At 51.1% G+C, this 25,457-nt stretch carries 20 protein-coding genes; 15 read left to right on the forward strand and 5 right to left on the reverse strand.

Annotated elements, in window-relative coordinates; all coding sequences use genetic code 11:
* Window positions 1–15: 15 nt before the first annotated feature.
* The 10 genes from zipA (at window position 16) to ACJJIC_RS10410 (ending at window position 11,882) form a co-directional block, all read left to right on the forward strand.
* Window positions 16–1,050 (forward strand): cell division protein ZipA, encoded by a 1,035-nt coding sequence (gene zipA / locus ACJJIC_RS10365; RefSeq protein WP_445356861.1) that lies wholly within the window; start codon window positions 16–18, stop codon window positions 1,048–1,050.
* A gap of 155 nt (window positions 1,051–1,205) precedes the next feature.
* Complete coding sequence (gene ligA / locus ACJJIC_RS10370) at window positions 1,206–3,257, forward strand: NAD-dependent DNA ligase LigA (protein WP_445356862.1); 2,052 nt, start codon at window positions 1,206–1,208, stop codon at window positions 3,255–3,257.
* Window positions 3,258–3,468: 211 nt separating this feature from the next.
* Window positions 3,469–3,903, forward strand: coding sequence for a hypothetical protein (locus ACJJIC_RS10375; protein ID WP_152456343.1), 435 nt, complete (start codon window positions 3,469–3,471; stop codon window positions 3,901–3,903).
* Between the two features lie 294 nt (window positions 3,904–4,197).
* Window positions 4,198–4,644, forward strand: coding sequence for a DUF4399 domain-containing protein (locus ACJJIC_RS10380; protein ID WP_444885444.1), 447 nt, complete (start codon window positions 4,198–4,200; stop codon window positions 4,642–4,644).
* Between the two features lie 58 nt (window positions 4,645–4,702).
* Window positions 4,703–6,091, forward strand: a complete 1,389-nt coding sequence (locus tag ACJJIC_RS10385; protein ID WP_444938732.1) for a class II fumarate hydratase — start codon at window positions 4,703–4,705, stop codon at window positions 6,089–6,091.
* A gap of 339 nt (window positions 6,092–6,430) precedes the next feature.
* On the forward strand, window positions 6,431–6,631 hold the full coding sequence (locus ACJJIC_RS10390) for a hypothetical protein (RefSeq protein ID WP_252085344.1): 201 nt from the start codon (window positions 6,431–6,433) through the stop codon (window positions 6,629–6,631).
* A 4-nt stretch (window positions 6,632–6,635) separates the two neighbouring features.
* Window positions 6,636–7,706: an AraC family transcriptional regulator gene (locus ACJJIC_RS10395; RefSeq protein ID WP_252085345.1), complete on the forward strand. Its 1,071-nt coding sequence runs from the start codon at window positions 6,636–6,638 to the stop codon at window positions 7,704–7,706.
* Window positions 7,707–7,882: 176 nt separating this feature from the next.
* On the forward strand, window positions 7,883–9,676 hold the full coding sequence (locus ACJJIC_RS10400; RefSeq protein WP_445356863.1) for an acyl-CoA dehydrogenase C-terminal domain-containing protein: 1,794 nt from the start codon (window positions 7,883–7,885) through the stop codon (window positions 9,674–9,676).
* Between the two features lie 83 nt (window positions 9,677–9,759).
* Entirely contained in the window at window positions 9,760–10,107 is a 348-nt protein-coding gene (locus ACJJIC_RS10405; protein WP_252085347.1) for an SCP2 sterol-binding domain-containing protein, read from the forward strand.
* A 140-nt stretch (window positions 10,108–10,247) separates the two neighbouring features.
* Window positions 10,248–11,882, forward strand: a complete 1,635-nt coding sequence (locus ACJJIC_RS10410) for an AMP-binding protein (protein ID WP_445356864.1) — start codon at window positions 10,248–10,250, stop codon at window positions 11,880–11,882.
* A 582-nt stretch (window positions 11,883–12,464) separates the two neighbouring features.
* Here ACJJIC_RS10410 and ACJJIC_RS10415 read toward each other — a convergent pair.
* Together ACJJIC_RS10415 and ACJJIC_RS10420 are read right to left on the reverse strand one after the other, a co-directional pair.
* Entirely contained in the window at window positions 12,465–14,228 is a 1,764-nt protein-coding gene (locus ACJJIC_RS10415) for a M28 family metallopeptidase (protein WP_445356865.1), read from the reverse strand.
* 179 nt (window positions 14,229–14,407) lie between these two features.
* Entirely contained in the window at window positions 14,408–15,610 is a 1,203-nt protein-coding gene (locus ACJJIC_RS10420) for a phosphatidylinositol-specific phospholipase C domain-containing protein (protein ID WP_445356866.1), read from the reverse strand.
* Window positions 15,611–16,155: 545 nt separating this feature from the next.
* On the opposite strand from ACJJIC_RS10420, the gene ACJJIC_RS10425 reads away from it, so the two are divergent.
* Together ACJJIC_RS10425 and ACJJIC_RS10430 are read left to right on the forward strand one after the other, a co-directional pair.
* Window positions 16,156–17,481 (forward strand): MFS transporter, encoded by a 1,326-nt coding sequence (locus ACJJIC_RS10425; protein ID WP_445356867.1) that lies wholly within the window; start codon window positions 16,156–16,158, stop codon window positions 17,479–17,481.
* 375 nt (window positions 17,482–17,856) lie between these two features.
* Complete coding sequence (locus ACJJIC_RS10430) at window positions 17,857–18,738, forward strand: hypothetical protein (RefSeq protein ID WP_444910023.1); 882 nt, start codon at window positions 17,857–17,859, stop codon at window positions 18,736–18,738.
* A gap of 72 nt (window positions 18,739–18,810) precedes the next feature.
* On the opposite strand, the gene ACJJIC_RS10435 is transcribed toward ACJJIC_RS10430, so the two are convergent.
* Entirely contained in the window at window positions 18,811–19,935 is a 1,125-nt protein-coding gene (locus ACJJIC_RS10435) for a M14 family metallopeptidase (RefSeq protein ID WP_444910022.1), read from the reverse strand.
* Window positions 19,936–20,434: 499 nt separating this feature from the next.
* On the opposite strand from ACJJIC_RS10435, the gene ACJJIC_RS10440 reads away from it, so the two are divergent.
* Window positions 20,435–20,917 carry a hypothetical protein gene (locus ACJJIC_RS10440; RefSeq protein WP_252085352.1) on the forward strand — a complete coding sequence of 161 codons (483 nt, stop codon included), beginning with the start codon at window positions 20,435–20,437 and terminating at the stop codon, window positions 20,915–20,917.
* A gap of 85 nt (window positions 20,918–21,002) precedes the next feature.
* Here ACJJIC_RS10440 and ACJJIC_RS10445 read toward each other — a convergent pair whose 3' ends face one another.
* Complete coding sequence (locus ACJJIC_RS10445) at window positions 21,003–21,635, reverse strand: LysE family translocator (RefSeq protein ID WP_252085353.1); 633 nt, start codon at window positions 21,633–21,635, stop codon at window positions 21,003–21,005.
* Between the two features lie 32 nt (window positions 21,636–21,667).
* Here ACJJIC_RS10445 and ACJJIC_RS10450 point away from each other — a divergent pair, with 32 nt between their 5' ends.
* Window positions 21,668–22,456: a TatD family hydrolase gene (locus ACJJIC_RS10450; protein WP_444910021.1), complete on the forward strand. Its 789-nt coding sequence runs from the start codon at window positions 21,668–21,670 to the stop codon at window positions 22,454–22,456.
* Complete coding sequence (locus ACJJIC_RS10455) at window positions 22,453–24,117, forward strand: aminotransferase class V-fold PLP-dependent enzyme (RefSeq protein WP_444910020.1); 1,665 nt, start codon at window positions 22,453–22,455, stop codon at window positions 24,115–24,117. The genes ACJJIC_RS10450 and ACJJIC_RS10455 overlap by 4 nt, the downstream gene beginning before the upstream one ends.
* Window positions 24,118–24,122: 5 nt before the next feature.
* Here ACJJIC_RS10455 and ACJJIC_RS10460 read toward each other — a convergent pair whose 3' ends face one another.
* Window positions 24,123–25,319, reverse strand: coding sequence for an acyltransferase family protein (locus ACJJIC_RS10460; RefSeq protein WP_445356868.1), 1,197 nt, complete (start codon window positions 25,317–25,319; stop codon window positions 24,123–24,125).
* Between the last annotated feature and the right edge of the window lie 138 nt (window positions 25,320–25,457).

Genomic DNA, 25,457 nt, shown 5'->3' on the forward strand with positions numbered 1-25,457 from the left:
AGGAGGAGCGCTTAAATGGATAACTGGCTGGTTACGATCCTCGTGGTAGTGCTGCTTGTAGTGGTGCTGGACGGCGTACGCCGCGCAATTTTACGGCAGAAAGCCGCGGTGAAAGTATCGCGGAATCTGTCCAAAGCGATGCAATCCGAAGTGGGGGGTGATGCGGACCCCCTTGTGCAGGAACCGGCTCGCCCGCCTGAAACAAGTGGGACCCCCGGAGATTCCCAGGAAGAGACAAAGCCGCGACCGGCAACCAGTGAATTGCCAGGTCAGGTGCGTGTTGTGCAGAGGCGTGCTATGGAAGATGCACTGCATGTGAACCGCCAAGTGCAGGAGAGCTTTATTTCCTCGCGCAAGCCCCTCGCAGGCAGTGCACCGCAGCGCAACTCGCATGAGCAGGGGGTGCTGGACCTGGAGGAGCAGGTGCCCACCTTGATGGATTCTGTGGGCGAGGAGCAGCGCTTTGAGCCGGCGCTGGATGAGTCTGATAGCTTCAATGCGCTCACCGAAGAGCGGATAGAGCCCATATCCCCGCGGGGTGAGCCCCAAGCCCGCGAAGCCGATGCGGTTGTGTCGCCAAGCAAAGAATCCGCTGTAGAAAAAAGCTCGGTCCGCGATGAAGTGCTGGTTATTAATGTGATGGCACCCGAAGGCGATTACTTTGAGGGCAACGATCTTCTGCGGGTAATGGTGGCCTCTGGTATGCGTTTTGGAGAGATGAATATCTTCCATTACCACGAGGGAGGCGGTGCCGATGGTGCGGTGATATTTAGCCTGGCCAATATTGTGGTGCCGGGTGTTTTTGACCTGGCACAAATGGAAGAGTTTGCCACCCCGGGGGTCAGTATGTTCCTGGCGTTACCGGTTGAGGGCGAGGCGATCCAGGCATTCAATCAAATGCTTTCTACCGCTTACAAAATTGCCGAGTTGCTCGGGGGCGAGTTGAAAGATGAAAATCGCAGTGTTTTCACTGCCCAGACTGCTGAGCACTATCGTCAGCGTGTCGTGGAGTATCAGCGTCGCCGGGCCCTGAGTAAGGCGCAAGGCTGATAACCTGCAACACTATTTGTTCGCATAGTTTTACAATTCTTGCTTTGTAACAACGCGGCCCCAGGCCGCGGTTGAGCCTGAGGGCTTTTCCGCGAGCTGGGGCCGTTGTTGCATTTGAGTTTAATTTTTTTGATTTATTTTCACTCGAACAGTCGATGACCAAACAATCCATACCCCAGTCAATACGCGAGCGAGTAGAGGCTTTGCACGAGCTGCTCCTAAAAGCTAATTATCAATATTATGTGCTGGATAATCCGGAATTACCGGATGTGGAGTACGATCGCCGCCTAAGAGAGTTGCAGGATATAGAGCAACAATACCCAGAGTTGCTGAGCCCGGATTCGCCTACCCAGCGGGTCGGCGCAGAGCCGCTATCCTCCTTTTCTGAAGTGCGCCACGAAGTACCCATGCTTTCTCTGGATAATGCCTTTAGCGATGAGGAGCTGCTGGAATTTGATCGTCGGGTGAGAGACCGCCTAAATAGCAAGGGCGCAATCGAATATGCCTGTGAGCCCAAGTTGGATGGTATCGCTATCAGTCTGCTCTACCGCGATGGCATTTTGGAGCGTGCGGCGACCCGTGGTGATGGCACCACTGGCGAAGATATAACGCAGAATGTACGCACTGTGGGCTCGGTGCCACTGCGTCTGCGTCGAGAAAAGGGGGTCACTGCGTATCCGACAGTGCTGGAGGTGCGCGGTGAAATCTATATGCCCAAGGCGGGCTTTGCCGAGTTAAATCGCAAGGCTGCCGCCGCGGGCGAGAAGCTGTTCGTCAATCCTCGCAATGCGGCGGCGGGCAGTCTTAGACAGCTCGATTCTCGCATTACCGCGCAGCGCCCGCTTGAGCTTTGTGTCTATGGTACTGGGCTGGTCGAGGGGGCCTCTCTGCCGGAAGAGCATCTGGCAACGCTCGAGTTGCTGAGGCAGTGGGGGTTTCGGGTGAATAGCGAAATGCGTTTGGCGGCGGATATTCAGGCTTGCATCGAATACCACCGCGAGCTCGGCGATAAACGCGAGGGCTTACCCTACGATATCGATGGCATTGTGTTTAAGGTCAATAGTATTCCCCTGCAGCGCCGTTTGGGTTTTGTTGCCAGGGCGCCGCGCTGGGCTATGGCCTATAAATTTCCCGCTCAGGAAGAAATGACCGAGCTTTTGGATGTGGAGTTTCAGGTGGGGCGCACTGGGGCGGTTACCCCAGTGGCGCGCCTTAAGCCGGTGTTTGTGGGTGGGGTAACCGTCTCCAATGCGACTTTGCACAATCGCGATGAAATCCAGCGCCTCGGTGTGATGATCGGCGATACCGTGGTAATTCGCCGTGCTGGGGATGTGATTCCCCAGGTGGTTTCGGTTGTGGAGAGTATGCGCCCGAAAGATGCCCGTGTAATTGAATTTCCAGCGCACTGCCCAGTGTGTGATTCGCCGGTGGAATCCACTCCCGGGGAAGCCGTTGCCCGTTGCAGTGGTGGTTTGATTTGTAGCGCTCAGCGTAAGCAGGCGATCAAACACTTCGCTTCGCGCAAAGCGATGGATATCGATGGCCTGGGGGACAAATTAGTAGAGCAGTTGGTGGATGAGGGGCTGCTGCACTCGGTTTCCGGCCTCTACCACCTCGACCTCGAGCAGGTTGCCGGGCTCGAGCGCATGGGACAGAAATCTGCACAAAATCTACTCGATGCCTTGGAGCGCAGCAAAGATACAACCCTGCCCAAATTCCTTTATGCCCTGGGTATTCGCGAGGTGGGAGAGGCGACTGCGCGCAACCTAGCTCGTCATTTCGGCTCCTTGGAGGTATTGATGGCGGCCAGTGAAGAGGCACTACAGGAGGTGGAAGATGTGGGACCTGTTGTTGCCCATTTTGTTGCCGAGTTCTTCCAGCAATCCCACGCACAGGAAGAGATCGAAGCCTTGCGCCAGGCGGGTGTGCACTGGGTGGTGGAAGAAGTCGCAGCCGAGGAGCAACCCCTAGCGGGCCAGACCTGGGTGCTGACTGGAAAATTGGAAACGCTGTCACGCAGCGAGGCCAAGGATTACCTGCAACGTCTTGGTGCCAAGGTGGCTGGTAGTGTCTCTGCAAAAACGCACCATGTAGTGGCAGGCCCCGGTGCCGGTTCAAAATTGAACAAGGCACGGGAGTTGGACATTCCGGTGATGGATGAAGAGGGTCTGATGGATATGTTGCGCCAACGGGGATTTGAAATTTAATCTGTCGCTGCGGGCACTGTGAATTGGTGCTCGCGCCTCCCGTTAAATCTCACAAATTATTTATAAATAAATCGGCGATGACTATGGTAATGCCAATGATCACCTGTGGAGTTATGGCTTTCTGGTCGCTTCGCCGTTAAAGTGCATCTCCTAGATCTTTTTTGCCCTGGGTACCTGATGTCCGGTGGCGCTGTGGTAAGGAAAGGAATTAATGCTTCAGGGCGATCAGGAATCCATAGTCTACGGTTGTATCAAAGACAGCAATAGCCTTGCCGGAGGTAGCGAACGCCGTCGTATTAACCGCAATGCGGTACTCGCTCTGCCCAGTGCCGACGAGTGGCCCTTTCTCTGTCGCGATATGTTTTCTATTCCCACCATTAAAATGAAGCAATCCCAATACCAAACGGATGTGATCCACTTTGGTGCCTCCTATCGTGCGGTAGAGTATGAATGGGATATGTGGATTCAGAAGTTTGAGGAATTGTTGAGAAGCATGTACTGGGTGTCCGCCACTGTACACTTGGAAACCGAGCTTTCTGGAGTGCATTCCTTTAGTTGGGAGGCTGCTGGCCTCTATCATGAACCCGGAAGTGGTGACATGCAGGTACGTTGTGAATGGACTCAGGAGGGGCGGGTGAGTGTCTAACTTGGCAAGCTCACTCTGCGCCTCAACCCCCGGTATCCTGGGTCTTTTCTTTTAGCTCTTAATACTTCCTTCTTTCAGAGACTTCCTCTGCCTAAGGCTTTTCGCGAGGCGTCAGTCACAGATTTTGGCGCTTCCCTTCGGTTCGGCAACTATATTCCCTGGAACCCCCTTTCAGTGGGACTTTGGTCTGGTAAAGTGCTGTTTGCCACCCCGCCGCAGAATGTGGGGTTGGTGGGCTGTTCAGCCAGATGATAAGAATTGGCGCCGTAGGCGCCTTATCAGGAAGCAAAGATTATGATCAAAGTGAACTCTCTACTTTTCGCCAGTGCCTTGATGTTGTCGCCGCTGTTACAAGCTGCGGAACACGGCAGCAAGACCGAAGCTGCGGAAAAGGCCCCGCAGCAAACCAAGCTCTATATTATCTCCCCGAAAGATGGCGAGAAGGTGCCACAGACTTTCACTGTAAAATTTGGCCTGTCTGGCATGGGTGTGGCTCCGGCGGGTGTAGAGCGTGAAAATACCGGCCACCACCACCTGCTGATTGATGTGGATGATATGCCGGACCTGAGTAAACCCCTGCCCGCGACTGAAAATATCATTCACTTTGGTGGTGGTCAGACAGAGACACAAGTCACCTTGCCGCCCGGTAAACATACGCTACAACTGGTGCTGGGCAACTATATGCATGTGCCCCACAAGAATCCGGTGGTATCGAAAAAAATTACCGTTGTAGTCGAGTAGATCCCGGGCAATTCCACATTTCTGAACGGTGCACATAAGTGCACCTTGAGGGACACAAATGGGCGATAAATTCCGCATTGAAAAGGACAGTCTCGGCGAGATCCAAGTGCCACAGGAGGCGCTTTACGGAGCACAGACCCAGCGTGCCGTAGAGAACTTCCCTGTCAGTGGCAAGCCCCTACCCGCTGAATTTCTCCGGGCCATAGTGCTGATTAAAAAGTCTGCTGCCGAGGCCAACAGGGATCTGGGCTTACTGGATAAGGCGAGGGCGAAAGCGATTATCGACGCTTGTGATCGACTTGGCGATGAGGAGTTTGCGCGCCATTTTCCTGTGGATATTTACCAAACTGGTTCCGGCACCAGTTCAAATATGAATGTGAACGAGGTGTTGGCGCACCTCGCTGCAGAGGGCAATGGCTTGTCTATTAGCCCCAATGATCATGTCAATATGAGTCAAAGCAGTAATGACGTGATTCCCACGGCGATACATGTATCGGCTCTGCTGGCAGTGCGCGACAAGCTGCTGCCGGCGTTGCGTAATCTTCATACCGGAATATGCAATAAGAGCGTCGAGCTGGAGAGCGTGGTCAAGACAGGCCGAACCCATCTGATGGATGCTGTTCCTATCACTATGGCGCAGGAGCTGAGTGGTTGGGCGGCACAGGTGGAAGCTGGTCGAGAGCGCATCCGTGGCTGTATGCCGCGCCTGGCACAGTTGGCCCAAGGCGGCACGGCGGTGGGTACTGGCCTTAATGCCCACGCTGACTTTGCCGAGCTTTTTGCGCAAAAGTTGAGTGCACACACTTCTCAGCAATTCCGCCCAGCGGAGAATTTTTTTGAGGCGATTTCCAGCCAGGATACTTCAGTGGAGCTGTCTGGGCAGCTCAAGGTTTTGGCTGTATCCATGATGAAGATTGCCAATGACTTGCGTTGGATGAACAGTGGTCCCTTGGCAGGTCTCAAGGAGATTGAGCTCAAAGCCCTGCAGCCGGGCAGTAGTATTATGCCCGGCAAGGTGAACCCGGTAATTGCTGAGTCTGCCGCAATGGTGGCGGCAAGGGTGATGGGTAACGACGCAACCATCACAGTGGCCGGACAAAGTGGCAATTTCCAGTTAAATGTAATGCTGCCCCTGGTGGCCAGCACATTGTTGGAGAGCGTTCACTTGCTCGCCAATGCCGCGCAGTTGCTGGCGGATCGGGCTATCGCAAGCTTTACCGTGAATCGCGCCCATATTGACGAAACCCTGGGGCGGAACCCTATCTTGGTTACCGCCCTGAATCCGGTCATCGGGTATCTGAAGGCCGCTGAAATTGCTAAAGCGGCCTATAAAAGTGGTCGTCCGGTGATGGATGTGGCGCTGGAGATGACCGATTTGGATCGCAAAACTCTTGAGGGACTGCTGGATCCGGCACATCTGGCGAAGGGAGGGTTGGTGGGGGAGTAGCGACTCTTTAAATAGGGGGGGTTAGGCGAAGACCGCGATGCCCAGCATTATCAGGGTGACAATCAGTGTCATAAGTATCATCCAGCGGAAGAGACGCAGCAGGGTAGCCTGATCTTCGGGTTCCAGCATTCTTCTGGGCATTTGCGCCTCCTGCAGCGTTGACAGATACCTGCCGATCCCTCACGATTCGACGCCGCGTCGGTAGCTGGGGAACATTTGATTAATTTCACAATGTTTCATGGGGGCTTTTTACAGGCTCTTAGGTGCCGACAATACAATGGTAGCGCCACAAGAAGTGGCTATCTCACCTGTTTTAAAAATCAATGTATCCAGATCACCATGGCCAATAAAAGTCGCCGCTCCTTTATTACCAGCGTGCTCGCCTGTGTCGCATTTGTTGCGGCGGCGATCTTTAGCTGGGACCTGCCTGTCAAGGATGTCCTTTATTACCTGGTCCTTTTGCTGTTAGCGCTGTTTGTCATTATTGCAGCTGCGTTGGGTTTTGGGGCCGTATTGAGCTGGTTACGCAGGCGAAAGTAGACAGATGGCGGCATCAGAAGAGGATATTCGTATACCCATTGCCTACCTGGAGCGATTGCTAGAGGAGGCGATACGCCACGGCTGCGACAAAGCCGAACTGCTCGAGTCGGTCGGTATTGATGAGCATGAGCTGGAGGGTGTGGCGGCATTTTCCGCGATAAAATACGGCCGTCTTTACCAGCGGGTTATGTGGCTGGCCCAAAATGAATGGTTTGGCATGCTCAGTGGCGGGCGAGTGCGTTCGGGCTCTTTCCGTTTGCTGTGTATGGCGGTGGTCAATTGTGCCACTCTGCGCCAGGCAATTACGCTCTGTGCCGAGTTTATGGAGATCTGTCGCGGCTTTAAGGTGAAGCCGGAGCTGCAGGATGGAGAAAATGGCCGCGTGCGGGTAGAAATCCACGGTATCAGCTCCCTGGAAAAAGGGGAGTTTGATCGGCTGTTGGCCGCCACTAGCCCCAGTGTGGTGCGCACTACCTTGGCAGTTTGGCACCGTTTCTACTGCTGGTTGGCAGGGCGTGAAATCCCGCTGGCACGTTTGCATTTTTCTTTCTCCTGTCCGGAAGAGTTTCGCAGCTTGGCTCAGAGCGAAGCGGGCGAACTGTCTTTTGAGCAGCCATTCAATGCCCTCGAGTACGATGCACGTTATCTCGATTACCCGGTGGTGCAGAGCCCCCAGATGGTGGAGGATTTTATCCGCACCGCGCCTTATCATCTGGTGATTAGCGACGGCAGCGCCAACAGCATCAAAACCAAGGTTAAAACCATCCTCAACAGGGATGTCAGCGAGTCCATGCCCGCCGCCGAAGCTGTGGCAGAGCGGCTCAATATGTCGGTGACAACTTTGCGCCGCCGCCTGCAGCAAGAGGGCACTTCTTACCAGAAACTGAAAGATGAGTGCCGTATGGAAGCGGCATTCCACTACCTGAGTTGCCCGGATCTCTCCAATGGACAGATTGCCGAGATGCTCGGGTTTGATGAATCCAGTGCTTTTTTCCGCGCCTTTAAGAAGTGGACTGGGATCACGCCAGGCGAATACCGCCGCGGGGGTCGAGCCGCTGCTGGCCTGGATATTTGACTGGCCTGGTCACATTTTTTCGAATTCCCGCCTCGATTTGTCACCGCTTTGGACGGATTTCGCCATAGAGAGGGCTGTAGCCTTACTACTATGATGAACCAATCTTATTAATTAGTCACAAATATGACCGGGCAGTTTCTGGCTGGTCTTAACATAACCGAATTGAGGGTATCAGGATGACCGATATCAAAGTGCCACTGCGTGAAATGCGTTTCGTAATGCGCGAGATGCTGGACTCAGATAAGCATTACGAGTCTCTGGGTTTTGAGGAGGCCACTCCTGATGTCGTGGATGCCATCCTGGAAGAGGGTGCTAAGTTCTGTGAAAACGTACTGGCTCCGCTGAATCAGATCGGCGACCAGCAGGGCTGTACCTGGAAAGACGGTGAAGTCACCACTCCAGAAGGCTTTAAAGAGGCCTATCAGCAGTTTGTAGAAGCCGGCTGGCCGGCGCTGCCCCACGATCCCGAATACGGCGGTCAGGGCCTGCCGCCCTCTCTGGGCACCATCATGAGCGAAATGGTGGGTATTGCTAACTGGTCTTGGGGTATGTACCCGGGCCTTTCCCACGGTGCCATGAACACCCTGGAAGAGCACGGTACCGACGAACAGAAGGCGGTATATCTGACCAAGCTGGTTGAAGGCAGCTGGACCGGCACCATGTGTCTGACCGAGCCTCACTGTGGTACCGACCTGGGTATCCTGCGCACCAAGGCTGAGCCCAACGACGACGGTTCTTACGCGATTACCGGTACCAAGATCTTTATCTCCGCCGGTGAGCACGACATGACCGATAATATCGTGCATATCGTGCTGGCACGCCTCCCAGATGCGCCGGCTGGCACCAAGGGGATCTCCCTGTTCATCGTGCCCAAGTTTATGCCTAACGCTGATGGCTCTATCGGTGAGCGCAACGGTGTTGTATGTGGTTCTCTGGAACACAAGATGGGTATTCACGGTAATGCCACCGCAGTACTGAACTTTGACGGTGCTAAAGGCTTCCTGATTGGCGAGCCCAACAAAGGTCTGAACTACATGTTCACCTTTATGAATACTGCGCGTCTGGGTACCGCTTTGCAGGGCCTTGCCCACTCCGAGATCGGCTTCCAGAAGTCCTTGGCTTACGCTAAAGATCGCCTGCAAATGCGCTCCCTGTCTGGCGTTAAGAACCCAGAGGGTCCCGCTGACCCAATTATCGTGCACCCTGATGTACGTCGCATGCTGATGACCCAAAAGGCCATCTCTGAAGGCAGCCGTATGTTGGTTATTACCTGTGCGCAACTGGTTGACATCACTCATAAAGGTGATGAGGAAGCGAAGAAAGAAGCGGAAGATCTGCTGGCATTCCTAACGCCGATCGCTAAAGCATTCATTACCGAAGCCGGTCTTGAGTCTGCCAACCTGGGCCTGCAGTGCTTCGGTGGCCACGGCTACATCGCCGAGTGGGGCATGGAGCAGAATGTACGCGATGCGCGTATCTCCACCATCTACGAAGGCACCACTGGCGTTCAAGCACTCGACCTGCTGGGCCGTAAGGTATTGATGAGTCAGGGTGAGCTGCTGCGCCACTTCACCAAGAAAGTGCACAAGTTCTGCCAGGCGGAAATTGATAATGAAGCGCTTGCGCCTTTTGTTACCAAGCTGCAAGAGCTGAACAAGCAGTGGGGCGACCTGACTCTGCACGTAGGCGGTAAGGCCATGGAGAATGCGGATGAAGTTGGTGCGGCTTCCGTGGATTACCTGATGTTCTCCGGCTACACAGTGCTGGGTTACCTGTGGGCGCGTGCTGCTAAAGTAGCTAACGACAAGTTAGCTGAAGGCACTGCTGAAGTAGATTTCTATCAAGCCAAGCTGAAGACTGCTCGTTTCTATTTCGAGCGCATCCTTCCGCGTACCTCCAGCCATGCTGAAACCATGCTGAGCGGTGCGGCCAACCTGATGGATCTGGACGCAGAACATTTCGCGTTCTAAATCCAACCTCAATAAAAAACCGTCGGTCTTCACCGGCGGTTTTTTTTACCGGCGCCGAAGTGGCCAATGACGGAGACATTCCGATGCAATTGCCGGATTCAGTTCAGGAGCGCCTGCGGCGCATAGCTTGTTTGCACCCACTTGCTCGGGTACAGTTCCGCCTGCCGGATGCCTGTGACTTTTATGTTTACGTAAAAGGAGCTCCGAATGATCTCGAAGTGGTTTCTGAGTTCGGGCAAACGGAAGAACCGGCGCTAATATTGGAAATGGCTAATCACACTTTGAATGCGATTTTGGCTGGCCATTTAAACGCTAGACATGCTTTTTTGTTGGGAGATGTCCAATACTCTGGAGATAGAGAATTGGCCGCTGCGCTGGCAGGTTTGTTTCCTGCGCAGGGTAAAGAGGACGATGGGTTTGGAGAGGCATGAATAAGCCTCTTTTTTATTGTCTCGCAACATACTACAAACAATAAATAAATTCTCGCTGGCTCCGAAAAATGGCAGGTTTCGTCTATAAGGGCGAGAGATGTGAGCAAGCGATAACAACAATCAGGAATGGGAGAAGAGAGTTGGACATTGATCGCGGCATTCTCGATGTATTTAAAGGCGCTTGCGCCAAATTTGGTGACCGACCGGCTTTCACCTGCCTGGGGCGAACTCTGACTGTCGGTGATATCGACACCTTGAGCGCGAAGTTCGCATCTTATTTGCAAAATCACACCAATTTGAAGCCCGGTGATCGCATCGCTATCCAGCTGCCCAATGTACTGCAGTACCCTGTAGTTGTATTTGGTGCTTTGCGAGCTGGACTTGTGGTCGTCAATACCAATCCGCTGTATACCCAGCGTGAATTAAAGCACCAGTTGAATGACTCCGGTGCCAAAGCATTGGTTGTACTGGCGAATATTGCTGATACCGCTTCGGCTGTTGTTGCTGAAACTAGTGTTGAGAAAGTGATCGTTACTGAGATCGCAGACCTGCACAGCCCTTTAAAGCGGGTTCTGATCAACGGCGTTGCCAAGCACATCAAAAAAATGGTGCCGGAATTCTCTTTTGCCCAGCAGGTAAATTTCCGTGAGGTACTGGCTCTCGGTGCACAGAAGGGCAGTGAGGATGTTGAGCGCGCACCAGAAGATATCGCCGTGTTGCAATACACCGGTGGCACCACCGGTGTTGCCAAGGGTGCGATGCTGACCAACCGCAACCTGGTTGCCAATATGCAGCAGGTTCTTGAAGCGTTTGGTAGTGGTATGAAAGAGGGGGAGGAATTCTATATTGCGCCGCTGCCGCTCTACCATATTTACGCTTTCACCATCCATTGCATGTGCCTGTTCTCCACCGGCAACCACTCTCTGCTGATTCCAAACCCGCGCGATATTCCCGGCTTTGTGAAAACCCTGAAAGGGCAGCGCTTTACCGGCTTTGTTGGCCTGAACACCCTGTTTAACGGCTTGATGCTGAATAAAGATTTTGCCGAATTGGATTTCAGCAAACTGCACTCCACGGCTTCTGGTGGTATGGCTCTGACCAGAGACACTGCCAAGCGCTGGGAAGATATGACCGGCTGTGTGGTTATGGAAGGCTACGGTATGACCGAGACTTCTCCGGTTGTTTCTTTTAACCCCACCGAGGGTGTACAGCTGGGTACTGTGGGTATCCCGGTTCCGGGAACTGAAGTTAAAGTCGTGGATGAAAATGGCAACGATCTGCCGAATAATTCTCCCGGTGAGCTCTGTGTGCGTGGTCCCCAGGTAATGAAGGGATACTGGCAGCGCCCAGAAGCCACTGCCGATACCCTCGATAGTGAAGGTTGGTTGAACACCGGTGATATGGCGGTGATCCAGGATGATGGATACATCAAGATTGTGGATCGCAAGAAGGACATGATTATTGTGTCTGGCTTCAACGTATATCCCAACGAAATTGAAGATATCGTCAGTACCCATCCAAAAGTGACCGAAGCCGCTGCAATTGGTATTCCCGATGAGAAAAGTGGTGAACAGGTGAAGCTTTTTGTTATTAAGGCTGACCCGTCTTTGACTGAGAAAGAAGTTATCGCTTTCTGTCGAGAGAATATGACGGCATACAAGGTGCCGAGAAAGGTCGAGTTCCGTGAAGATTTGCCAAAGACTAATGTCGGTAAAATCCTGCGTCGTGAACTGCGCGATGAAGAACTGAAGAAAAAGGATGCTATCGGCGCTTAGTTATAAGTTTATCCGGCAATTAATTGGCGGATAACTGCGACACAAGGATGTGTCGCCAACGATAGCCGTTTCCTAAATCCCGCCCCCTAGTAAGCCTGTTTAAATCTGCCATTCTCCGCTGGTCTCAACTGTTTCAATATATCTTCAGTTGCGACTAGAACACTTAAGTGCACTTTGAAAAAGTGCTCGGATCTTTCCGCTGTTAATACTTTCGTGGCCAACTTTTTTTATTGTTAATTTCCTTATCTTTTTTTTGGGATATTTTGGGGTAGCCCATTGATGTTAAAGTGACCATTTATTAGTAGGCTGCCCTCACCCCGATGTACACAGGTCTAATGGAAGGGGCTCTCTATAACGCGTGACAATTATCTAGGATTTGCTTGGATATTTTTATCTTGTGTAGGGGGAGTTTAGCTTTTGTCCGATTGCCATGCCTCGCGATTAAAGTGACGGCAGGTGCTGCAAAACTGGATGAATCAATTTCCAAGGAGTTTACAGTGGTGGCAAGGTCGATGAGAAGGATATGGACTCTACGGCAGTAGTACCGATGGTATCACTGCCGCAGAGTGGCTGGAGAGGGGATTATTTACGGGCTTCGGCACTCGCATCGCGAATTGCGCGGAACTCGTTGCCCTCATACCAGTTGGGCCAATCGCGGCTGTTGGCCAGTTTCAGACCTAGTTTTAGGCCAAGCTGCAGGTCCATTGCCGAACCCTTCAGGTTCCAAGAGGGGTCGTATTCATCGCCAGGCTTGTGGTAATGCTGGCTAACATACTCAGCACCCTTTGCCTGGGCCCACTCGCGGCCATGCTCAAAGTTGTCGCTGCCGGAGTCGAAATACAGCATGGGCACGCCTTTCTTCGCCAGGCTGAAATGATCTGAACGATAGAAGTAGCCGCGCTCCGGGTGCTCTTCCGGGGCTAAATAGCGGCCTTGTCCTTTGGCGGATACCTCCAGCATTTGCTCCAGCTCACTGCTGCCATAACCAATTACAGTAATGTCGCGGGCTGGGCCCAATACGTTCATGGCATCAAAGTTAATACCAGCAACGGTTTTCTCCAAAGGAGCGACAGGTTTTTCGGCGTAGTACTTGGAGCCGAGCAGGCCTGACTCTTCTGCCGTTACGGCAACGAACAGCAGTGAGCGCTCTGGGCGATCCAGCTTCACCGCCTCAGCGGCCATAGCGATTAAGCCAGCGGTACCGGTGGCATTATCGACGGCACCGTTAAAGATCTGGTCCTCACCATCTGCATTTTTGTTAACGCCCAAGTGGTCCCAGTGCGCGGTGTAGACAATCACCTCGTCGGGGTGCTTGTTGCCCGAAAGCTTGGCAACCACGTTGCGAGAATTAGACTTCTTCAGGCTGTTTTTCAGTTGTACGCTGGCGGTTATCCCCAGAGCCTTGGGTTTGAAGCTCTGAGTTTTGGCTGCGTCCATTTCCTTTTGCAGATCGAGGCCGGCGGAGCGGAATAGCGTATTGGCGGCTTGATTGGTCATCCAAGCTTCAATAGCAACCCGGTCTGCATTCTTATTTTCGGCTTCGAGGCTGACTTGCGCACCGGACCAGGAGCCACTAACCACTTCCCATGGATAGCCCGCAGCACCGGTCTCATGAATGATAATCGCACCGTCAGCTCCTTGGCGGGCGGCTTCCTCGAACTTGTAGCTCCAACGGCCGTAATACGTCATGGCATTGCCATTGAACAAGGCCTTGTCCTGGGTCGCGTAACCGGGGTCATTCACCAAAATAACCGCAGTCTTGCCTTTCATATCCAATCCGGCGTAATCGTTCCAGTTATTCTCTGGAGCGACAATGCCGTAGCCCACAAATACCAACTCGCTGTTCTCCAGGGAGGAGCCTGCGGTCTGTCTTTGGGAGAAGGCCACCATATCGTCTATTGGTTGCAGGTTTTGCTCGAAACCATCGCCCTTGAATGTCAGGGGAGTGGTTTCAATTTCCATTTCCACGATAGGGACTTGCTGGAACCAGCTGGGTTTGCCGGCCGCATCCATTGCCCCAGGCTCCAGGCCCAGCGCCTTGAATTGCTCTGCCAGGTAATTCACGGTGAGTTCTTCACCCTTGGTAGCGGGAGCGCGCCCTTCAAACTTGTCGGAAGCAAGGATCGCAATGTGTTTGTGTAGGTCTGCAGCTATGGCATCGACCTGAGCCTGTTCGGCTTCACCGAGAGATAACTTGGCACCGTCAGCATGGTGGTGTTCAGCATGGGCTGCGTTGTGATCAGCCTCCGGCTTGGCCGCTTCAGTGGTACTTTTGCCACAAGCGGTTAGTGCGCTGCCGACGGCAATGGTCAAACCGAGGCGACGCCAAAGAGTAGGGATTCGCATAATTATGTCCTGTGAGTCTTGCTCAGACACGGATTATGCACGATATAGAGCAAACTAACGACAATTCTTCGGTAGTCGGCTAGTCAAGCAGGCTGGTACCGCTGGAAGAGAAAAGGGAGAGCCCGCGCATACTAACGCGGGCTCTAAAGGATGTTTGTAAGTGAAGAGTTGGGCTGGGATTACTCGCTGCGCAGCCACTGGCCTTCAGTGGATTGGTCTTGATAGTTAATCCAGACCTTGTCGTAGCCCGTGGCTTCCTTCGCTGCTTTTAGGGCTTGGTTCTCTTTGCTGTTGGTGGGTACCTCAAAGATGTATTGGCTGCCAAGGGCTTGGCAGTTGGCGCTACCGTAAGCCCAGGGTCCGGTAGAGGCAGTGGCGACCCAGCTACCGTCGGTTACATTCTTGCAGGCGAAGCTGTATTGACTGCTGCAGTTGGCATCATTCCAACGTCCGTTACCCCACTGCATTGCACAGTCTTCATTGTTGAGGTTATTGGGTTCGTTCTGATCCCAGGACCAGATTGCGGCGGCGATACGGCCGTCACTAGTATTCATATTGTCCAGGTTGATAATGTTATGACCCTGGGCAAAGCCATTGCGTACATCGTTAGCGGTGATCCTCTCAATACCGCCATTGAAGATTTCTCCAATGGTGCCGATAGTGGTGCTGTCTTCCCAGACGCGACCAATCTCACCGAGGCCGGTAAATGCCATATTTTTCATGCTGCTATTACCCGAGCATCCGCCATCTTTCCATACGACAACCTGTTTTCCGGCAGCCAGCACCTGATTCTTGGTCAAGGTGCTTGGAATACTCTGGCAGCCGCCGCTGTAGTAGATTCTGTTGCCAAAGCGGCTGGTAATCTGGTCGTAAAGATCCTGGTGGCGTCCGTCGGAGTGGTCTTCGATGTATAGGATAATAACCTCATCCTGATTGGCGCTGTCCTCAAGCCAGGCTTTCACCTCATTAAAGCCCTCGGTAGCATACTTGTCGTTCAGGCTGCACAATCCATGGCAAAGCAGCAGGCGTTTGGGGTAGGAGAAGAGGTTCTCCATTTTTGCCGTCCAGTGGACGTCCAGTTCAATAAATCTTGCTCCCATTCGCAGTTGATCCTTAATGGAGTATTCCTGCTGGGGGTCGAGATAGCGGCAACCAACGGAGAAATTACAGGCTCGATAGACCTCTGAGTTGTAGGTGTTGTGGGTACCGAGAATATTATTCTCACTCATTGGGGTGTGGTTATCGATTTTACGTTGCAGGTCCAGGGCTCTGCCTGTCCAGCTATTTTGAAAGTCGGAAACTGTGTCTGCCCATAGTGGTGAACAGATAAGCAGCGACAAAACGGCTGTAATCTGGATTGATTGCATGATATTGAGTTTCATTATTATTCTCCGGGGGCTTTCTGGATGGATAGCCTTTTCGTTCGTTTGGGGTTTTAAGATAAAGAAATAGTTTATTGATCTTTGTTACTCAAAATTTACGGGATCTTCATTGGTACCCTTTTAGGGTTTTATTTTTTTACTATGTGCAGGTTTTTCTGTCTAGATGAAGTGAAGTGATTTATCAGCTTTTGAGATGTTGGTTGGGATTGTTTGACTGGAAAGTTCCAATATAAATTTTCTAATTACTATGACTGGCTATTCTGCATTTTGTTAATTTAATACTTTCAAATGGTTGATAAGGGGTTTTTCTTTATTTAATTTATTTGGATGTTACTTGAGTGTAGGGGTTGATGTCAGAACATTGGAAGGCTTTGGCGTTATAGTTGCTGGTTTAGATGGGTTAAATATTGGATTTTTGGCGTGGGTTAAGCTTGGAGTCTGTATAAAAATAAGTCCTACACTTGTTGGTGCGCTGATGGAATTCTTGAATGCTGAGTAGGTGTCATTGGGGATTATACAGGTGAGAAACAAAGGAGTGTTGAACGATGAAGCTACTCAATAAGTGGGTTATTTTGTTGGGCTCTTTTCCAGCGACCTTTATTTTGGGTCTTGACTATACCATTGTCAGCATTGCACTTCCCACAATTCAGCAGAGTCTTGGGGCTACATTTGTCCAGACTCAATGGGTTATGAATATCTTCACGCTAATGTTATGTGTCTTGATGGCAAGTATGGGGCGTTTGGGAGATATTGTCGGCTCATTAAAGATACTCAATATTGGTTGGCTATTACTTGTGTTGGCGTCCCTGCTGGCCGGTCTAGCAAGTGATCCGCTGTGGTTGATTGTTTGGCGTGGATTACAGGGTGTCGCTATAGCTATTATTGTGCCAAATAATATCGCACTGCTTTCTCACAGCTTTACAGAGAAGGAGGCGGGTTTTGCAATGGGTTGGTGGATGTCAGTTTTAGCTATAGGTTTTGCACTTGGCCCTGTATTGGGCGGGGTTATGTGTGAAATTTTTTCTTGGCGTTCCATTTTTTTTATCAATATTCCTTTTGTATTGGCTAGTGCATTGGTGGGGGTCTTTATGATGAAGAGCCCGCAAAACCTGGATAAAGAAAAAAGCTATATTGATTGGGCTGGTATGGTTTTGCTCGCGGTAAGTGTTGGGTCATTGGTGTTGCTTGTGGTGGAAGGGCCGCAAATTGGCTGGATGAGTTGGCCTTCGCTATTTTTATTGACGGGGTCTGTTTTAAGCTTTTGGTTGCTGTATCGGGTGGAGAAGAGGCTTGAGCAGCCTTTGATCCACTTTTCATATTTCAAAAATACACTTTTCTCCGCCTGCGTCCTGACAAATTTTGGTTTGTTGGTGTTTTTGATCTCTGCATTTTTCTTGCTGCCATTTTATCTGCACATTGTTCGTCAAGATACAACAGTGATGTCTGGATTGATACTGTTGCCAATTACTTTGGTGATGGCATTGATTTCCCCTCTTGCGGGTAGGATGGCAGCAAGTTCATTGCCTGCAGTTCCGATACTAATTGGGGTGGTTTGTATCTTGATTGCTGCTATTGTCATGACGCAGTTTTCGATTAATACCAAGTTTGTCACTTTGCTATTGGCTTTTATTCCCTTTGGGGTTGCCTGGGGCTTTGTCTTTAGCGCCACTGCCCCCATTGCTATTAGTGCTTTGCCTGAGAATAGTGCAGGTATAGCTACGGGCATGTTGTGGGGTATTCAGAATATCGGTGCAGCGCTCGGCCTGGCTATGACTGGTACTGTTTTCCGGATTTTGGAGAAGAAAAATCTACTGTTCCTGATAAAGCAAGAGGGATTTACTATAACTCAAAGCATGGAGGACTACATTTGATCCCTGTTGATGAATCCTGAGCGAGTGGATCACAGTGCGTTTGGGGTGCCTAGTGATGTGCATGACCGAATGGTAGTTCTATTTGATCAGGCGTTTGCCAGTGCTTTTCAGTCAGTAATGTGGGGGTTGGTAGTTTTTATCTTCCTGCTGCTAGTAGCTATTGCTTTTTTGTTGAAAAAATCATGATGATGTGGAGTATTACTTTTTTATAATTCCAATAACGTATTTCTTTTGCTTTCGGTTCGGCCTGGATTTTCTGGGTTTCGTTGTTGTTCTTCAATCGAAGGTTAAAGGGAGGATGTAAATAATGCGTTTTCTAGTGGTTTATAAAAGTAGTTAAGTGGCTTGTCTTTTTAATATATGCCGGTGCTAAAAATGATAAAAATAAAGTGTTTGTTGATAAGTTTATTCTTTGGTTTTTCTGTTGCTGCCAATGCGTATCAGTCAGCGTATTGTGCCAATCCCATTCTGGAAATAGATTTTGATGGAGTTGTGATTGCTGGTTCCAAGCAGAGACTAGTGAATGTTGCCCTCAGTGGGGAACCGATGCGGGTGGGCTGGGATTTGGATTTCGATGGAGATAAACAATCAGATCTCACGCATTGGTCAGATGCACAATTTACTAGTGTGGTATCGGGAGAGGTGGCGACCAAGGTCCAGTCTGTACACCGACAAATTCCCAGACTTGAGGATGGAAAAATTGAGCTTTCCACAGATTTTGGGCAGTGGCATGGTCTGCTGGATAGTCGTGGGATTCTACTCGGGCGTTTTGAGCACTCCAAAAGAATAAATGAAGATCGCGTCCATTCAATCTGGTGCTTTACCGAGCCCACTCGTAAAACCTGGCAAATGGTGTTTCAACATGATCGCGCCGGTAACACTATCGAAGGTGAAAAGTCCCAGTTAGTGGATGCTGTGGAAGGAGGGTGGGCGATACGGCTTGGTAGGCTAGATTTGACAAAGGAAAAATTAGAAAAAGAAATTGCTACAAACAAAGTAGCGGAACTGGTACCTATCTCAGTGCAAATTTCACCTGAGGGAGAAGTCATTGCGCAATTACCGCAAACTTTTCTTCCAAAGCATTTCCTGGATTCCAGTATTAACCAATATGCAAATAGTAAGGTTCTTTGGGGGGCTAAAGTTAGTACTGCAGGTGAGCTTGATTTAATTTGGGAGGATTTACACAGCGGGCAGATCTCTCGTCAACGGCGCAGCCAGATGGGGCTGGCCTGGTTTGTTGAGCGACCTGTAAAGTGAATTGCTGATAGGCTCAGTTTCAATTGGGAGAATGCCCCGGCTTATTGGGCCGGGGCTCAAGCTGATTTGAAATTACTTCAGGATTTTTAGGGTCTCGCGTATTGGGAACAAAATATCGCGGGCCAATTGCTGGCTGCGGGCTGGGGACCACCCCTCTACAGGGTCAGGCAGGTTGTCGTTATCCTTAAATGGCATTTCCAGGGTCAATGCCAGAGTGCGGAACTGATGACCGGCCCAGGCGGTGCCAATGGTAAGGTTGGCTTCGCCAGGTTTGTCCAGCTCATAACCGTGCTCGGTTTGAAAGTCGGGGCTGATAGCCTCGTAGGCCTGTTTAAAGGTTTCTTCCAGTTTTGCGTGGCGCTCGTCATAGCCGGGAATACCTTCACAGGCGGCAACGAAGTTATAGGGAAGTGCTTCGTCTCCATGAATATCTAAGAAGATATCCCCGCCGATTTCCAACATCTTTTCCCGAACGAGGAATACTTCCGGGCTGCGATCCATGGTTGGATTGAGCCACTCGCGATTCAGGTTGGCACCAGCGGCATTGGTGCGCAGGTGGCCGCGAACGCTGCCGTCGGGGTTCATATTGGGGACTATGTAGAAAACGGTATCTGCCAGCAGTTTCTGGGCCTGAGGGTTGGCATCATCCAGTAGAGCCTCAAGGAAGCCCTCTACAAACCACTCCGCCATGGTTTCTCCGGGGTGCTGGCGTGCAATCATCCATACCCGATGCTTGGCGGTTTCGGCATCTCCGATAGTGAGCATGGTCATATCGCGTTGGTCGAGGGTTTTGCCAAGGGTTTGGATTTTTACCCGCTCATTGCTCTGAGCCCAGGCCAGCAGATCCAGGTGGCGCTCCCAGGAGTAAGGTGCGAAGTAAGCCAGGTAAATACTGGGCTCATCCAGGGTTACGGTAAAGTCGAGAGTCTTGCCATCGTAATTGGCGCCGATGCGGAACCAATTCTGACGGTCATAGGAAGCGCACACCCGATAGTTTTCCCAGCCTTCCGGGTAGGCGGATTTACCTGCATTGACAATACTCAGTGGATAGCTTGCGCCCACCTCACCTTCTAGTCGAAAGTGAAACCACTGGTAGAAATCGGAGTTATTATCCTGGCGTATAGCCAGCTGAATAGGGCTGCTTTCAGCGTTGATCACTTCGATATTGCCGCTGTCAAAGGCACTGGTTATGTACATGTAGTGAGCTCCACTCTTGTTGTTGGGCGCAGGATACAGCTCTGGAGGGATTTTTTCAGGGGGAGAGTGGGGGATTTCGCCACTTGAGGGTGCAATTTTGCGCTTTCTGAAATTAAAAAAGCACGGTACCGAATTCGATACCGTGCTTTAGCCATTCCATGGCGGCACCCGCTACGACTACTGCTCCCTGAAATTTCCGGTGTCGGACCCCTGGCGACTGCTCACTGCCCGGCCTGATCACAAGTGCGTCAATCCACACTGTCAGAAATCGACTACATCTCCTTAACATCCCGCAACAAGTGCTGGTTAAAGTTTAGGCAGTTCGATTGGGCAATTGTTGTACGTTGGTGCAGATAGGCGTAAATTTGCTTATCTTTCACCCCGTCGATAATGAGTTGATTGAGAGCTGTAGGGGAGAAACACGAAAGCTTGGCGGAGCCCATTACAGGGGAAGTATCCGCCTGGACAATATTATCAAAGTTAATAATAGAGGTAGGCCATGAATAGAAATCTAAAGCGTGGCATTGTATTCAGCGGTTTGCTGACCGTGGTGATCAATATGAGTGCTTGTGGTTACTTCCTGTATCCGGAGCGCAAAGGGCAGAGTGGTGGACGGGTTGACCCGGCTGTATTGATACTAGATGGGGCCGCACTGTTATTTGGCATCATCCCCGGTATTGTGGCTTTTGCGGTAGATATCACCAATGGCACCATTTATTTACCGCCGGGGAGTAGCTCTGTAATCGACCGTCACGTCAGTAGCCTGGATGGAGGCGAAGTGCGTCAGGTAATCGACGAAGAGGGGCAGGCCTGGCTTGAGATGCCGATAGAAACTTTCACCTCGCAAGAGAAGACCCTGCAAAGCCTGGGGAAAACCTTATCTGATGTCACCGAAAGCCAGATCGATGCCAGTGATATCGTTTGGCTAGAGGATTCCGCAGCCTTGCGGGCTGCAACTGCCACCCAGACCGCATCGCGCTAAATTTTTTCGCTTTCTTTCCTTCATTTATGGGGACTACAAGTTGGCACTTGTAGTCCCTTTTTCCTGCGTCTCAATGAGCGCTGGTTCAATACAGACCTTCTAGCGCCAAAGGAACCACGCTGGCTGCCAGTAAAAGGCCCATGGTGATATTAAACAGTCTCAGGTGGTTGGGTTTGGTCAGAAAGCGCTTTAGCCCTATACCAAAGAACAGCCAAACAGCGACACAGGGACCGCCTATGGCTATAAAGGCTAGGGCGATCTGCAATATGTCTTTCCACACTTCGCCATTTGGGCTTGTGAATGCTGCTAGGGCACCTATGGCCATAATCCAGCCTTTGGGGTTGACCCACTGAAAGGCGATGGCCTGAAAAAATGAAAAGGGGTGGCGATCGCTGGCGGAGTCTATCTCGCGTGTTGAAGCGATCAGCCAGGCCAGATATAGCAGATAGCCAATGCCTACCCAGCGGATAATCTCGTGAAGTACTGGAAATTGGCTGAAGACCGAGCCGAGGCCCAACCCTACAGCAATGACCATTGCGGGAAACCCAAGCCAGATACCCAGCAGGTGTGGTAAGGAGCGGCTGGCGCCGTGATTTAATCCAGAGGACATGATCATTAAGTTATTGGGGCCAGGGGTGATACTGGTGGAAAAGACAAAAAGGGCAATGGGTAACAGCGTTTCTATCAAGGGGGCCTCAGGGTCCATTGTGGGCATCATGCTAAGATGCAGGCAAAACCAGAGAAGCACAAGTGAAATTGATCGACAGCCATTGTCATTTAGATTTTCAAATTTTCGAGAACGATCGGGCTCAGGTCTGGCAGCGCTGTGTCGCCAAGGGGATCAGTCAACTGATTATCCCCGGTGTTTGTAAACCCCAGTGGCAAAAGCTTGCGCTATTGGTTGACGGTCAGCCCCATTGGCATGCGGCTGCTGGAGTCCATCCTTGGTGGGTGTCAAAAAACTGCCAGGAAGATGAAGAGTGCATCAATGAGGTGCAACTGAACAGTGCACTAGCCGAGCATTTGCAGCAGTATCGCTGTATTGCTGTCGGAGAGTGTGGCCTGGATGCCGCTATAGCAACTCCGTTGGAAAAACAAATTACTGTATTTAAAACACAGCTGGAAGTTGCCAGCGACTTACAGCTGCCACTGATTTTACATGTGCATCGGGCGCACAACGAAGTACTTAAGCTATTGAAGCAATACCCTCTACCAAGGGGAGGAGTGGTACATGCATTTAGTGGTAGTGAGCAGATGGCTATGGACTACTGGAAAATGGGCTTTTATTTGGGCGTTGGTGGCACTATCACTTACAGTCGCGCGGCCAAAACCCGCAAGACCGTTACACGTATGCCGTTAGAGAGCCTGATACTGGAATCCGATGCACCCGATATGCCACTGTCAGGGCGGCAGGGGCAGCGAAATAGCCCTGAAAATCTGCCATTAATAGCCGCCGAATTAGCGGCGCTACGCGGTATTTCTTTACAAGAAATTGCCAGCGCAACACGAAAAAATACTGAGATATTATTTGCCCTATGAGTTTTTCTGCAGAGCAATTCAAGAAGCAGTTTCCACTTTTTGCCCAGGAGGAAAATGCAGGATTAGTCTACCTGGATAATGCAGCTACCACGCAAAAACCGCTATCCGTTATTAATGCGATGCGGGATTACTATATTCACAGTAGTGCCAACACTCATAGATCTAGTCATCGATTAGCGCGCAAGTCTACTGAAATAGTCGAGCAGGTGCGCTATGAAACCAAGCAGTTTGTGAATGCCGCTAGTACCAAAGAAATCATTTTTTGTCGCGGTGCAACTGAGGCCCTGAATCTGCTCGCCCATTGTCTTTGTAGTGAATTACAGCCTGGCGATGAGATAGTTATTTCCACCGCTGAACATCACGCGAATATCGTACCCTGGCAGATGATGGCCAAGCGCCATAATCTGATTCTGCGCTATGTGCCCCACTCTGCAGGAATTCCCCAGTTTGATCGACTGGGAGAGGTGTTGAACGATCGTACACGAGTGGTTTCTCTGACCGGTGGTTCCAACTCAATAGGTTTGCGTCCAGATCTCTCATTAATTCGAAAATTGTTAAGACCTTGGCAACTTAAGTGGATCGTGGATGGCGCTCAGTTGGCCGCTCATGAAGAAATTGATGTACAAAAAATTGGTTGTGATTTCTTTGTTTGTTCCGCACATAAGTTTTACGGCCCCAGTGGGATCGGTTTTCTCTACGGGCGCGAAACCCTTTTGGAGTCAATGCCTCCTTGGCACGGTGGGGGTGAGATGATCGCGGAAGTGGAATTCCAGCAGAGCCACTACGCCGAATTACCTCATAAATTTGAGGCGGGCACATCACCACTGGCTGCAATAGCCGGGCTGGGGGCGTCACTGGATTTCCTCTCCCGACAGGATCGTACCGCTATGGCCGAACATGAACAAAGACTGACACACTGGCTGCACCGGGAACTAAATGCATCCCCAAACTTTCGTTTGATCAGTCAAGCTAGTCACAACCTCGGAATAATTTCATTTGTGCCGCTCGAAGGCAGTGCTACGGATTTAATGCACTGGCTGGATGAGCGGGATATTGCCGTGCGGGTGGGGCATCACTGTGCGCAAATACTGGGGCGAACCAGTGGCAATCAGGTTACGGTGCGCGCCTCTGTAGCGGCTTATAACACCGACGATGATATCAGGGCATTTCTGCAGGCGTTAGAGGACTATTGCGAGGTCCAACAGCTGGTCACATCTGGGGTAGAGGTTCACTCCAAAAGCTGGGTAAGAGATGATTTTTCCCTGTTGCAACTTGAGTGTCTGGCCTCTCATCAAAATTGGCAGGGGCGTTATCGTGAGCTATTGCAGTGGAGTAAAGTGGTTACCCGTAAGCCCGAGATCCGCAATCCGGAGAATCTCGTTCGTGGCTGTGAATCTGAGGCCTGGTTAGTACACAGGGAAATAGATGGACGTCACTTCTTTGGACTCGACAGCGATAGCCGGGTTGTGAAGGGGCTCGGGGCACTGTTGCTTTCTCAGATAGATGGTTGCACTGCGGATGAGGTCCAAGCATTGGACCTGCCCCAACTATTTAATGAATTGGGGCTGAGTAAGCACTTGAGTCAGTCTCGCAGTAATGGGTTCTATGCTTTGATGCGCCGCGCATTACATCAGATAGAGAGCGGCGCAGAGCGGTCTTGATAAAGTTATACACCTTGGTTGGCAGGGCTGAGGCTTGGGACTCTACCGGGCGTTTTAGCTTTCAGGCCGAACAGTAATCGCAGCAATGGCACCCGCCGAATGATAAATTCATGAATAGCGAGGCACCCTATCACCGTTATTAAAAAGACCAGTAGGGGCTCGATAACCGGCCCCAAGGAAAACGCTTTCAACTTAAAGAGCGCCGCAACGGTAATTGTCTGGTGCAGGATGTACCAGGGGTAAACTGCCTCTGTGGCATAGGGCAGCCATGTAAACGGGCGGTTGAGGCAGTAGTGTCCCCAAGCTAATACTGTAAGTAGCCAGAACCAACGATTGGCATAAATCACTATCAGTTGAATTAAAGACTGCCCAGGAATTATATCCTCTTCCAATACCCGATCGAACAGCAGGAATAGGCAAAAACAAAGCGGAGCTGCAATCAGCAGGAAGAAGCGCAGGCGCACTAGCAGTTTCCATGGAGCCTCATTGCTGACAAGCAGGTAGCCGAATAGAAAGAAAGTGAAAAATTGTGCATGGGTATACCAATCACCAACAACGGCGTAGTTAATTCCACCAAAAAGCGGGAAGAGATAGAGGCCGTATAAAGTGAGGGGTAGCAGCGGCATGAATAGAAGCTGCCAGGCTCTAAAGCGAGATAGCCAGTTTCCTAGTCCTGGCCCGTAGGTTTGCAGAAAATAAGATACTGGAATAATGGCTAGCGTGTAGCAGAGCAGGTAGGGTAAATACCAGAGGTGATTCCAGGTGAAGCCAACATGGCTACCTGCAAAGCTCTCGGCCGGCCAGGGTTGAAACGTACAGTATTGCCAGAGGAAACTTAGGTAACCTGGCTCTATGACGCCGTTGGAGAGCGCCTCATAGTAAGCTTGTGGTGGCACTATAACCAGTATGCCGAAGAGAAGTGGGATAAGTAGCTGTCGCAATCGCCTCAGCAGAAACCGAGCGCTCCCAAGCTTAGCCAGCAGAAAGTATGTTGCGGCCCCAGAGATCAGGAACAGCAATGGCATTCGCCACTGGTTAACTGCCAGCATCAGGATCTGCAAAGGTTCACTCTGGTAAGTGCTCTTTACATGCCAGCCCCATTCAGCCACATAGGCCATCCCCAGGTGATACAAAATGAGTAGGGCAAAAGCGAGCACGCGCAGGGCATCAATGTCATGGCGGCGATGAATGTTTTTTTGCATGGCGTCCTTCATTTGGATTTGAAACAAGTTTCGCTATGTTCCTTGGGAAAATACCCTGTCTGCTATGCAAAGGACGTGAGATGCATTGCTAAAGGTGTGAATGGTGGTTTTCAGGGATGAGTTGAAGCTATGCTACCG

This window comes from Microbulbifer mixtoriginis (SeqCode), from assembly GCF_052468275.1.